Here is an 11285-nt window from a genome sequence, read left to right as displayed (position 1 = left end):
GCCGTAGCCCAGGGCGAGTGATTCAGTCGCAGCCCAAAGGCGGCGCGCCCGCTCGTTCAGAACCGGCGCGACAACCGCGTATTTCGAAATGATCACCGCTTCCAACTCGTCATCTCGCCTCATGCACACATAGATACATATCACTCAGTTAAGTTGGCAATATAATTATGGTGCGAGTCCTTAGACAACGAAAATGCCAAAATGAGAATTTTTCCGGTCTGCACCGCCCGGGAATCTTCTCTGCGCAAACCCGTGTCGGGGCAGGCCCTCGTCAATTCGCCTTCGCCCCCTCCAGCCGGCAGGGATGCATCTCTCGAAAGATAAAATAATCTTTGACACTGCACAGGCGCTCCATGTCCTCAAGGCCGACGGCTACGGAGTGCGAGACTCGCTGATCTTATTCTCACCCAGGCAGCGTCTTGGTTTAGAAGGGCCAACCATAGATTAGATTAGCTATATTATACTCAGCACGGATTAAGCAGACAAAATAGGCAAAGTGTTTGGCAAGAAATGTGAGGCGGCGCTCACAGTTTAATGTTTAATTATCTCAATACTTTAAGAAGTATTTGAATAATGACAACTGTTGCAAGAGAGCTGAAGGAAGCGTTCCGGAGGAACGAAGCGGCGTGCGTTCGCGTGGTCCAGTTGTTCCAACTCTTTTCCAACAAGGGGCGCTTCCGCATCGCCTGCCTGCTGGCCCGCGGCGAATTCTGCGTCAACGAGATCACCGAGGTGGTGAGCGAGGGAAAGACCTCAAACATCTCGCAGCAGTTGAAGATCCTCGCTCTTTCAGGGGTCATCGAGCGGCGCCGCCAAAACCAGCGCATTCTCTACACTCTTAAAGACAAACGGGTGGGCAACATGATCCGGTTTCTGCAAGAGCAATTCCTGAACGGAGAAATGAAATGAAAAGACTTCTGATTCTTGGAGCCGGCACCGCCGGCACGATGATGGCCAATCACCTCCGCAAAAAGTTGAACCTGGAGGAGTGGAGAATCGCCGTAGTGGACCAGTATCCCAAGCACTACTACCAGCCGGGCTTCCTCTTTATGCCCTTCGGCCTGTACTCGGAGGCGGATGTCGTAAAGCCCAAACGAAAATTCATCCCGCGCGGAGTGGACTACGTGGAAGCCCAGGTAGAGCGGATCGATGCGGATGGAAACCGCGTCTTTCTCGCCTCGGGTGAGTCGGTGGATTATGACCTGCTGATCATCGCCACCGGCGCCAAGACGGCCCCGAACCAGACCGAAGGCATGCTGGGCAGCGATTGGCGCAAGCAGGTATTCGACTTTTATACCTTCGAAGGCGCTTCGGCATTAAACAAGGCCTTGCATGATTGGAAGGGAGGACGGCTAGTCGTTCATATCTCCGAGATGCCGATCAAATGCCCCGTGGCACCGCTTGAGTTTGCGTTCCTGGCCGATTGGTGGCTCTCCGAGCGCGGTCTTCGCGATAAGACCGAGCTGGTTTATGTCACCCCGCTGCCGGGCGCTTTCACCAAACCGATTTGTTCAAATGTCCTGGGCTACATGCTGGAGGAAAAGCGAATCAATGTGGTCACGGATTTCAATATCGGCAGCGTGGACAATGAGAAACACAAGATTGTTTCCTGGGACGACAAAGAAGTGCCCTATGACCTGCTGGTCACGGTGCCGACGAACATGGGCGATGCCGTCATCGACCGCTCCGGACTGGGCGATGAGCTTAATTTCGTCCCCACTGACCCCCACACGCTCCAGTCCAAGGCGCATCAGAACGTTTTTGTGATCGGCGATGCTACCGATGTGCCGGCCTCAAAGGCCGGGTCCGTGGCGCATTTCGAGGCGGAGGTGCTGACCAAGAACATCCTGCATTCCATGAATGGCCAATCGCTGGAGAAGGACTTCGATGGCCACGCCAACTGCTTTATCGAGTCGGGCTATGGGAAAGCGTTCCTCCTCGACTTCAACTATAATCTCCAGCCCGTTCAAGGCACTTATCCCTTGCCCGGCATCGGACCGTTTTCCCTCTTGAAAGAAAGCCGGGTGAACCACTGGGGCAAGCTCTCTTTCAGATGGATTTACTGGAACCTCCTGCTCAAGGCGATTCCCCTGCCGGGTGTCGGCCATCGGATGAGCCGGGCAGGAAAACAAATCCCGGCGGACCTCCTGCAAGCCGAGCCCGCTGTTTAATCCCATTAAATGACAAGCAATACTATGCCACAGAAAGCAATTAACGGCGCGACCATCGATGTAAACGACGAGGGCTACCTGACCAATCACGCGCAGTGGAACCGCCAAATCGCGGTTGCCCTGGCGCAGGAGGTCGGTATTACGCTGACCGAGGCCCATTGGAAGGTCCTGGATTTCATTGACAAAGATTTCAAGGAGAAGGGGGGCGTGCCGGGGATGCGCCGCATGAACAAGGTGGGCAACATCCCCACTAAAGAGCTTTACACGCTCTTCCCCGACGGGCCGATCAAGAAAGCGGCCAGGATCTCGGGTTATCCCAAACCGGCCAGTTGTGTTTAACCGGAAGAAACCTCTATGGCAAACAACGATAAAATCAAGAAAGTATCCATCATCGTTTCGCGCGGTTCGCTCGACGGGGTGTATCCCGGCCTGATCATGGCCAACGGCGCGCGTATGGAGGGCATCGAAGCGAACCTGTTCTTCACTTTCTTTGGCCTGTACGCGGTGCTCAAAAAGTATATGGGCAGCATTAAGATTGCTACCGTCGGCAACCCCGCGATGCGCGTGCCGGACGCCAAAGGGTTCCCCTTGCCCTCTTTTATGGGAGCTATCCCCGGTGTGTCGGCGTTCGCTACTTCGATGATGAACAAGGAAATGGCCAAACTGGACATCCCCCCCATCCCCGAGTTCGTTGAGATGATCCACGACGCGGGCGGCAAACTCTACGCCTGCAAGGCTACGGTGGATATGTTCCACTTGACCAAGGACGACTTTTGCCCGCAGGTTGAACGTGTCCTCACCGTCGGTGATTTCTACGAACTCGCAACGGGCGGCCAGATCATCTTCACTTAACGCCAATTCGATGCTGTTGGATGCCGCGCTCCGAGTCCATGAATGTCAAAGAGCACTGGGAGAAAGTGTATCGCGAAAAAGATCCAACGACCGAAGTGCTGGACCTTCCCGCTGCGGCACTCGAACCCGCACCGGTGTCGCCTTGGGAAGCGGGTAGGTGCCGTCGCCGGGCTTGAAGCCGATGTGACCGCCTTCGCACCGCCGCGCCGATTCCACCTCTGGCATGACCGCGCGGATCTCGCGGCTGCCGTGGACAAATTGCCAAATTAGTGTGGCCAGCCTGCGCCGCCAACGTTTTGCGAACGCGCGGTCGCTCATCGGGCCGTGTCAAACCCGCGGCAGGACGGAATTATTTAGGTGTGTTTGGCACTGGAATGGATTGTGGCGGGCATCCTGGAGATTTATCCGTCATTCACCCACGATGCAGAATCCGCATGCTCGCTCAGCCTAAAACAAGCGGACCTTCCGCTGCGTTATTCTCCTCGATGGCTTCTAGCTTCCTTTTAACACTGGCAAAGCAGTCAGGGCACATCCCGTGCGTGAAGGACGCATTGGTATGCTGCATGATGTACGTTTCCACCTCCGGCCAGTCGCCCGCCCGGTCTTTGATCTTCTTGCAGTAACAGCAAATCGACAGTCGTCCCGTCAGTGTCTTAACGCTGGACAGCACGCCCTGGAACCGCTTGAGCAGTTGTTGTCTCGATTGTTCGGCCTGATGCCTGTAGAGGCCCATCCGGACAGCGATTTTGATATCGGACGTTTTGTAGGGTTTGAGGATGTAACCGCATGGTTCGGTTTGCTGGGCTCGCTCCAGCACGGAGCCGTCGCAATAGCCGGTGACGTAAATCACCGGGATTTGAAATGCACGAAGTTGCTCGGCAGCCTGTATGCCATCCATCTCGCCCGATAGTTGAATGTCCATGAGCACCAAATCCGGCCTGTGTTTTTCGGCGAGAACCACGGTCTGTTCCGCTGACCGCGCCACTTCAAGCACTGTGTAATCGAGACCTTCCAGCGTTTCTTTCAGGTCCTGGGCCAGGTCTTGGTCGTCTTCGGCGACAAGAAGCTCTGTCTTGCCCGAAAGATCCTCGCAGCAGCGCCCCGTTTTTTCATCGAAAGGCAGCACGCTTTTGCAAACATCACAGGGCGTCATCCCACGTCTGGGGAGCAGCCCTTGTGCCAGCCAGGCCTTGGATGTCCGCCACCGCTTGCATGGCCGGTCCGACTGTGTCCCAGTTCAGTGCCGCCGCCTGCTCTTGCCGAGTTTCAGCGGCATTCAATGGGGCCTGTGCCCGACAGTTTCATGAAGCAGCGACTGGACTGTTACCAACAACTGTCCACTTTCGTTCACGGCAATGGCGTAAGCAGTCAAATCGCGCTTCGCCGGGCCTTCAGTCACATGGCCGTTGGGGTCAAAAGTTGACCCGTGGCATGGACAGTAAAACGAACGGTCCGGCTCCGCGTTGAGTTTGCATTTCTTGTGGGTGCAAATGGCCGAGAGGGCGATCAGTTTTTCGCCTTGCCGGACAATGAAGAATCCCTGGGCACGGAAGGCGGCATACACACCGTTAGCGGCAAAGCTGCCAACCGGCCCTGCGTTCACCACTCGTTGGGCCCCAGAGGAACTATTATTGTGTTCCACAGCTTGGCAGCCGGTGACTACTATCGTCGTCAACATTAGAAACTCGCGCCGGTTTAGGTTCATGGTCTTACATTTAATCCGGGAAGCCCCCTTTGGCCGCAATCCTTAGAATTGAAACACCAAACTTGTAATGACACCCCAACCTGTTTGCTCGCGAGCGCCGCTGTCCATCGGGAAAACAAACCCGATCCCAGGGCGTGGCTGCACGCGGCCAACGGCTTTAAGGTTGATACGCAACCCAGCATTTCCGAGCAGGCTGTTATGGCCGGGATTGCCTTTGTTCAATTCTGTCTCGCCAATTAATTCGAGAAACGGAATCGTCTCCAGCACATCCGGCAGCGGCAATCGGTTGCGGGCAATCGTGTAGCCGAACACAAACCCATATTCAAATGTTTGCAAACCGCCCTCCTCGCCGGGGCCGAACAATGTTGAATAACCAAAGATGGATTGGGTGGTGAAATTGCCTATTTTCAGGTCAGTGAAGATTTTGGGCACCAGTTCTGCATTCTTGCTGAGAGCCGAGCCAGTAGGAATACCCACTTCGATTCCGGCTCCGAACGTCGAGTCCACAAGGCCGCTTTCTGAGACGAATTGATAGAACGGGCAACGTGCGCCCAGATCAAGGTTGTCCAGCCAGTTGAGCAGGCCGTAGCGCGTGCTTGTGGAAATCTGCGAGGAAAGTGAGGCAGTCTGCTCGTTTGTGAGGGCAGCGCCGGATTCAACGGCCAACGTGCCCAGCCAAGCGAGGATCAAAGCGGTTTTCATGGGGCAAGGCTAACTGATGCCAAAAACCCCCGCTTGCGTTCGCTTGCTATTTTTTGGCGGTGGGTTGCGCCATGGCCGGAACGGCCAAGAAACCCGATAACTTGGCGGCCCTGAGCAACGGCCACCATCCTCATCGGTATTGGATTCGCGATGGGCGACTCGATATTCCTGGGGAACTTCAATATCCTGAGTATCTTCTTCGACCGCCTGGGCCTTTTCTGGATTGGCAAAGGCATTTTCCATCTCTGGCGTTAGAGGCAGGCTCAGCTGTAGGGCCGAAAGCTGGGAAGGAAGATTGGATTGAGGAAAGGGCCTCGGAAACAGATCGAGCACGCGGTGTTTCGCGCTCCGCCGCTGGTCAGCGAGGCGCCGGTAGTCACCCGGCTTTGGATCGGAAGCCCCACTCGCCAAAAATGCCGCAGCTCGCCTTTTGCCGTTTACTCGCTCGGTGTCGATGCTTACCCTTGATTCGGCTTGATTTGGAAAATGCTTGTGGCTAAACGACGGAAACAACCACCCTTGTCGGATCAAGCCTTGGAGATAGTGGCGGCGCGTTTCAAAGCTCTGGCGGACCCGACGCGGCTTCGCTTATTGCGCGCTTTGGAAAACGGCGAGAAAAATGTGTCCCAATTGGTCGCCGCGACGGGAGGGCTCCAGGCGAATGTCTCTAAACAGCTTGCAGCGTTGGCCAACGCCGGAATGGTGGGGCGGCGCAAAGCGGGCTTGAAAGTGTTTTACTTCATCGCCGACGAGACCATTTTCAAGCTTTGCGCGCTCATGTGTTCCCGGCTCCAGAAGGAGTTCGATCTCAAATCGTCTCACTTTTCAGGTTAAGGCAGCAACTCTACGCGGTAGTAGGTCGCCGGTGCGCCACTCGCCGGCGCCTGCAGCTCGGTCGTGTTGTTTGTGGCTGTGCAGGAGGAGCTCATGACGGTCCAGTTTCCGGCCTCCAGATTCGTGCAGGTCCATACCTGATACGTCAGGCCGGGCTCGCTGGTCCATTGGAGCCGCAGTCCGCCGCCGCGCGGTTGACAGGAGACGATTTGCACCATGCCACGCAAATATGCCGCGCGCGCCACCGAGTAGCCCAAGGCGCCAAAATCCAGCACGCTGTTGGGGCTGTGACAATCGGCGCAGTGCAACGACTGCGCGCCGGACTTGATCGCGTGGTTAATGCTGATATAGGAGCCGGTCGCCTGAGTCGGATCGGTGCTCTCCACATAGGTGGGGCTCATGGGATTATTGGGCAGGTCCAGCCCAGCAAGCTGGCCGCTCCAGAGGTTTGTGCCAAGCGCCATCAGTTGTCCGCTGGGGGTTGTAAAAATCTGTGAGCTGCCTTGCATTAGCAACCCCATTCGGCCCATGCCGATATCGACCGACTCCCGGACGTTGCCGGTCTTCACGTAGTGCTCCTCATCGAACACCAGCAGGTTGGGATATTGTCCCAGCACCTGCCGCTCGACAGTGTTCAGCCCGCTGGGCCGGAGAAAGCCCATGCGGATCAGCGTCCATTGCATTGCGTCCATCGCTGCCAGCATTGTGAAATTCGGATTGAAATCCGGCATCGAACCCAGCCCGCGGCGATCAACGACCATGCCGTTTACAATTGGGCGGAAAGGATAGATTTTCGCGCCCGGCGTGCTCTTGCTCGCGTAAACGGAATCCCACGCGGTTTGATCATTTACCGGCTCAGCCAGCATGCTGGCGTTGCCATTAAACCACCGGTACACGGGCCGCACGCCGTACGGCGGTTCGGAATACGCGGAATAAGGTTCCCAAACACCGCGGTTTGCATGCCACTGCGGGACTGAGGCTTCCGGCCCGTTGGTCACGCCCAGCACCGAGCCCCACACACGACGCGTTGCACCCGAGGCCCAGGGAATATGACAAGTTTCGCATGCGACGAAGGCGGTGTGCTGGTTGTACTGGGACCCGGCCGGCGTGTGAGGCGTGGATGTGTGGCACTGCTCGCAGTCCACTTCGACATCCTGCCGCTCCCAGCCATGCATGTCGCATACGCGCGAACCGCGCGCCATCTGATGACTATTCACCAGGTGACAGTCCGTGCAGAGCAGGCCGTTGGCGGCATGGACATCGTGCGCGGCGTCGTACGGCGTGCCGCGCTTGTAATCAGGCGCCCCCATGCCATGCTCATGGCAGCGCAAGCACGCGCCGCTGGTTACCGGCTCGCCGACGCTTTCTGCGGCCCACATCGAGCGATCCTGAAACCAGTAACGCTCTCCCGTAACGGAGTTGGTAAGCAGCGCCCGATTCGCCGCATTTTCGTCCTGGGGGTCGTAAATGCCATCTCCGTTCATGTCGTAATGCCCGTCAGCCGCATGGCAGATGAGGCAATCCAGGCCGTCAATCTGCGATTGGCTGTACCAGCCGGTGCCGGAGTCAGGGAATGGCGGCGCGTTGCCCACATGGCACTTGCCGCAGGCGCTGGAACCCTGATGCCCGGCCAGGTCGGCGTAGTAGTTGAGCATCGCGCTGCTGCCCACCAGTGCGCAAAACCGATCAAGCATCCCGTGCGATCCGCCGCCGGGATATGCCAGCTTGGGGTTGGGGGATCGCCATGTGTAGTGGATGCTGCCGAGGACTTGGTCCACTTCGCCCGGATGACACGCCTCGCAGGTGCTGGGGCCGTCGTAGCGGCCAAAAAAGCCGTAGTGAGAGACGGCATCGCTGCGGGTTCCCGCAAGCAGGCCGAGGACCGAAAAGAGAGCCGCCTTCCAATGATGTTGAGATCGGCGCATATGTATGAGTGCATCAGAAGCCATTCTCAGCGAGCGCGCTTCTCGTATATTGGCAATTAATACTTATATATTGCCATGTGGTCATATACTGTATACATCAGATCGGAAATGATTCCCGACCATTTTCTGCGGCAAGGACTGCGCTTTTTCGAGTGAGGTCCGCAGCAGCTGAATCGCTTCGGCTTGTTCCGTCTGCAAAGCCAATTTCAGGCCCCACGTAACAGCTGGCATCTGGCTTTGCCGAAAGCTTTGTTCCGCTTCCCTGACGCTGTTCTCCAAATCGGGCAAACGCGCTCCAACGTCTCGAAGGCTGCTGCGTCATAATCACCGTGGCTTGCCAAACCTTTTTGCGCGGCATTGAGATTCGTACGCGCACTTTCAACCGCCGCTTCACCCGCGCCAGCAGCGCTTCGACTTCAGGACAACTTGATCTCACCCGGTTTCTGTCCTGACCGAAGGCGGCCACCCGGCATGATTTGCCGGCAAGACCCCAGCGTGGGCGGCGCGGACCAGCAATACTGCGACGGGTTCAACCCGGGCGTAGGCTTCAAAGCGATTCGTCACGCTTGAGGCCCGCACCGTCACAAAACTCCTCTCGGCTTTCCCACTGGAGTCAGCGATCTGCAATTGGATGAAATCCTCGGCGCCTCCAGGCACGCGACTGAGTCGGGATGCGTGAGCCTCATGGCAGCATCACCGCTCGATAAAACCTGGCGCGCAAATCCTGGGGAGGCGCGTCGCTCATTTGGGTCAGTGAGCCCATCATTGTGAAGTTAGTCATCGCCTGCCAATTCGCGCTACTGCCTAACATGTCGGAGTAATCAATCCTGAAATGACTGCCGCTCGGCGCTGCAACCGAGAGGTGAGGTGTTCCGTTGGTGAACTGCATAGTAAACATGCTGAGGGCGGCCGATGAACTGGCCACGGTGCCGACGGCGCTTCGCGCTGTCACAGTGTAATGACCAGCATTTGCCATCGTCATGCCAGAGATCGTGTAGGTTGCGTTGGTAGCGGCCGCAATAGGCATCCCGTTTTGCAGCCACTGATAGGTTAGCGGTTCGCTGGCGCTCATTTGCATCCCGAGCGTGATTGGAGTCCCTGGTCCGACAACCTCCGGCCCGGTTACTGACATCATTATCACCGGCGAGGGCACTGGCGTCAGCAGGAACGCATTCGTGCGTCCGGCATCCATTCCCCATCCGACAATCTGGCCGGCGGCGTTCATGCCGCGTGCCACCATGAGTTCCCAACCACTGTTGGTTGGAATCAAATTGTTCAAATCTATCATGTGGACCGTTCCGCCCATCCCGCCGCCCAGAACGTTGGTTACCATGAATGCGTGCGGCATGCCTGCGGCCGTTTGCGCCATGCCGACTGCCGTGCCTGCATTATTAAGGCAATAGGCAATGCTGTTGGTCCCGCCCAGGGTGCCGAGATCCACAATCGTTTGCCCCATCATGCCGCCGCCTCCCGACACAAACGCATGATAGTTTCCGCCGGACATCATTGCCTGACCGGCAGTGTTACCCATGTCGTCGACGTACCACGATTGGCCGCCCGAGGCCCCCATGCTACCCATCCCCATTGTCATCATGCTCGAACTCCCGAACAGGGCGTTGGTGGACATGATGGGCTCCAAGCTTCCGCTGGACATCATAGCCCCGCCGACCACCATCCGATTGCTGTTGATGCAATGCGCTTCCGAGTTGATGCCGCCGGCTGTCCCGAGGTCCATCATGCCGCCGGATGCGAAGTTGGTCATGAAAAACGCGTGCTGGTCGCCGTTCGTCATCATCGCCCACCCAACCATGTCGCCGTGCATGTCGATCATCCAGGCGGCGCTATTGCTGCCGCCGAGGGTGCCCAAGTCCATCATCGTTGGATTCGTCAGAGCATTGGTGCACAAGAAAGCGTGCATGTTGGTCATCGGCATGCCCGAGGCGCCAACCATCCAGCCGCTGTCATTGACCCCGTAGGCCCAACTGTTGCTCCCGCCCATGGTTCCCAGGTCAGCCAATCGCCCGCCCTCAAACATGAAGGCGTGATATTGTCCCATACCAGTCTGCGCGGCGCCCACAATTTGTTCGTGGTTGTTAATGCTGTAAGCCATTCCGTTAGTGCCGCCGAAGGTGCCGAGGTCGGTGACGGCATAGAACTGGCCGCGGGCCGCGCAGGCCAAGGCGAGGAGAGCCAAGCTTGACAAAAGCGGCCAGCCTGACCGATTGACGATTCTGATCTCAATTCGCTTCATATCTGTTGTTAATTCTCTGCAAACATTTCGAACTTTTTTCTCCATTGCCCGCTGATTGGTTGGATTAAGATGGGTTTCGCCCGTGCTGACTCCCCGATTCTTGGCGAAGCCTTCGCAATTCTTGGCCATCGAGCCTGGACGGGCTGAATGCCCGGCGCCAGCGCCGCAGAGATAGCATTCAACACTCAGGTCGGTACGACCTATCAGATTCAATCCATCTTTTCGCTCAGCGGCGGCTGGCAAAATGTGGGCGGCCCAATTGCCGGCACCGGTTCCCCGATCAGTTACGTCACCCCCACGCGGAACAACGCCCAGATGTTCTTCCGGGTGATCCAAATGCCGTAGTCCCCCAATCTTCGGACGGAGTGATGAGGGTACGGACAGGCCCCTTCGCATTAGCACGGAGGGGCCTTCTGCTTCGGCAGAGCCTGCGCGACCCACGAGGCGTTAGAGAGCTGCAGCCGAAAGGAAGACTCCACCTCCGCTAAAAGCTCTGCCGCGCCGACAGCCGACGCATCATCTTTGCAGTTCATCGTCATAATGGCGCGAAATGCATTGAAGAACGGCTGGCACGCGCCATCCCGCTTTTGCGGCTTGCCCCGACACCGATGGCGGCGCCCGGGAGGGCGCCCAGAATAGCCTTTGTCAGATTGAACCTGTCTGGGTGCTCATGCGCTTCGATGTCATTCATGGCAATGTTCGCCTCTTACGCCTGCGCCGGTTTCCGTTTTCCTTTAAAGCACCGCCGTCTGGCCAGCTTCCTGGCTGGAATGTTGAGGTGATCCTGCGCTACTCGCATAGGAGGGTTTGAGGCGTGAGCACGTCACATTGAAAAGCTAAAAAAA

14 protein-coding genes are annotated in these 11285 nt (G+C 57.1%); 7 read left to right on the top strand and 7 right to left on the bottom strand.

The genetic code is table 11. The features are described from left to right. Window positions 1–573 precede the first annotated feature (573 nt). From VG146_05105 to VG146_05090, 4 genes are read left to right on the top strand one after another with little or no spacing between them, the layout of a single operon-like run. Entirely contained in the window at window positions 574–909 is a 336-nt protein-coding gene (locus VG146_05105; GenBank protein ID HEV2391726.1) for a metalloregulator ArsR/SmtB family transcription factor, read from the top strand. After that, the gene (locus tag VG146_05100) at window positions 906–2171 is read left to right on the top strand and encodes an FAD/NAD(P)-binding oxidoreductase (protein HEV2391725.1); all 1266 of its coding nucleotides are present in this window, start codon (window positions 906–908) and stop codon (window positions 2169–2171) included. The genes VG146_05105 and VG146_05100 overlap by 4 nt, the downstream gene beginning before the upstream one ends. Before the next feature lie 24 nt (window positions 2172–2195). Then, window positions 2196–2510, top strand: coding sequence for a TusE/DsrC/DsvC family sulfur relay protein (locus VG146_05095; protein ID HEV2391724.1), 315 nt, complete (start codon window positions 2196–2198; stop codon window positions 2508–2510). Window positions 2511–2525: 15 nt separating this feature from the next. Further along, window positions 2526–3023: a DsrE/DsrF/DrsH-like family protein gene (locus tag VG146_05090; protein HEV2391723.1), complete on the top strand. Its 498-nt coding sequence runs from the start codon at window positions 2526–2528 to the stop codon at window positions 3021–3023. A 45-nt stretch (window positions 3024–3068) separates the two neighbouring features. On the opposite strand, the gene VG146_05085 is transcribed toward VG146_05090, so the two are convergent. The 5 genes from VG146_05085 to VG146_05065 form a co-directional block, all read right to left on the bottom strand. After that, on the bottom strand, window positions 3069–3341 hold the full coding sequence (locus VG146_05085; protein ID HEV2391722.1) for a hypothetical protein: 273 nt from the start codon (window positions 3339–3341) through the stop codon (window positions 3069–3071). Window positions 3342–3465: 124 nt separating this feature from the next. Next, window positions 3466–4149: a response regulator gene (locus VG146_05080; GenBank protein HEV2391721.1), complete on the bottom strand. Its 684-nt coding sequence runs from the start codon at window positions 4147–4149 to the stop codon at window positions 3466–3468. Window positions 4150–4162: 13 nt separating this feature from the next. Beyond that, on the bottom strand, window positions 4163–4303 hold the full coding sequence (locus VG146_05075) for a hypothetical protein (GenBank protein ID HEV2391720.1): 141 nt from the start codon (window positions 4301–4303) through the stop codon (window positions 4163–4165). Further along, window positions 4300–4728: a Rieske (2Fe-2S) protein gene (locus VG146_05070; protein HEV2391719.1), complete on the bottom strand. Its 429-nt coding sequence runs from the start codon at window positions 4726–4728 to the stop codon at window positions 4300–4302. Before VG146_05070 ends, VG146_05075 begins: the two co-directional genes overlap by 4 nt. Window positions 4729–4770: 42 nt before the next feature. Next, on the bottom strand, window positions 4771–5430 hold the full coding sequence (locus VG146_05065) for a hypothetical protein (protein HEV2391718.1): 660 nt from the start codon (window positions 5428–5430) through the stop codon (window positions 4771–4773). 300 nt (window positions 5431–5730) lie between these two features. Here VG146_05065 and VG146_05060 point away from each other — a divergent pair, with 300 nt between their 5' ends. Next, entirely contained in the window at window positions 5731–5898 is a 168-nt protein-coding gene (locus VG146_05060) for a hypothetical protein (GenBank protein ID HEV2391717.1), read from the top strand. Window positions 5899–5922: 24 nt separating this feature from the next. Next, window positions 5923–6264 (top strand): metalloregulator ArsR/SmtB family transcription factor, encoded by a 342-nt coding sequence (locus tag VG146_05055; protein ID HEV2391716.1) that lies wholly within the window; start codon window positions 5923–5925, stop codon window positions 6262–6264. Here VG146_05055 and VG146_05050 read toward each other — a convergent pair. Both VG146_05050 and VG146_05045 read right to left on the bottom strand, forming a co-directional pair. After that, window positions 6261–8189 carry a hypothetical protein gene (locus tag VG146_05050; GenBank protein HEV2391715.1) on the bottom strand — a complete coding sequence of 643 codons (1929 nt, stop codon included), beginning with the start codon at window positions 8187–8189 and terminating at the stop codon, window positions 6261–6263. The two genes, VG146_05055 and VG146_05050, sit on opposite strands and share 4 nt — an antisense overlap. 682 nt (window positions 8190–8871) lie before the next feature. Beyond that, window positions 8872–10440 carry a hypothetical protein gene (locus tag VG146_05045; GenBank protein HEV2391714.1) on the bottom strand — a complete coding sequence of 523 codons (1569 nt, stop codon included), beginning with the start codon at window positions 10438–10440 and terminating at the stop codon, window positions 8872–8874. Between the two features lie 147 nt (window positions 10441–10587). Between VG146_05045 and VG146_05040 the strand changes: the two genes are divergently transcribed. Continuing rightward, window positions 10588–10785, top strand: coding sequence for a hypothetical protein (locus VG146_05040; protein ID HEV2391713.1), 198 nt, complete (start codon window positions 10588–10590; stop codon window positions 10783–10785). Window positions 10786–11285 lie beyond the last annotated feature (500 nt).

Source organism: Verrucomicrobiia bacterium, from assembly GCA_035946615.1.
In the GTDB taxonomy this organism is placed as follows: domain Bacteria; phylum Verrucomicrobiota; class Verrucomicrobiia; order Limisphaerales; family UBA8199; genus DASYZB01.
The sequence above is the reverse complement of the archived record's forward strand: the minus strand, read 5'-3'. Positions and strand labels throughout refer to the sequence as shown.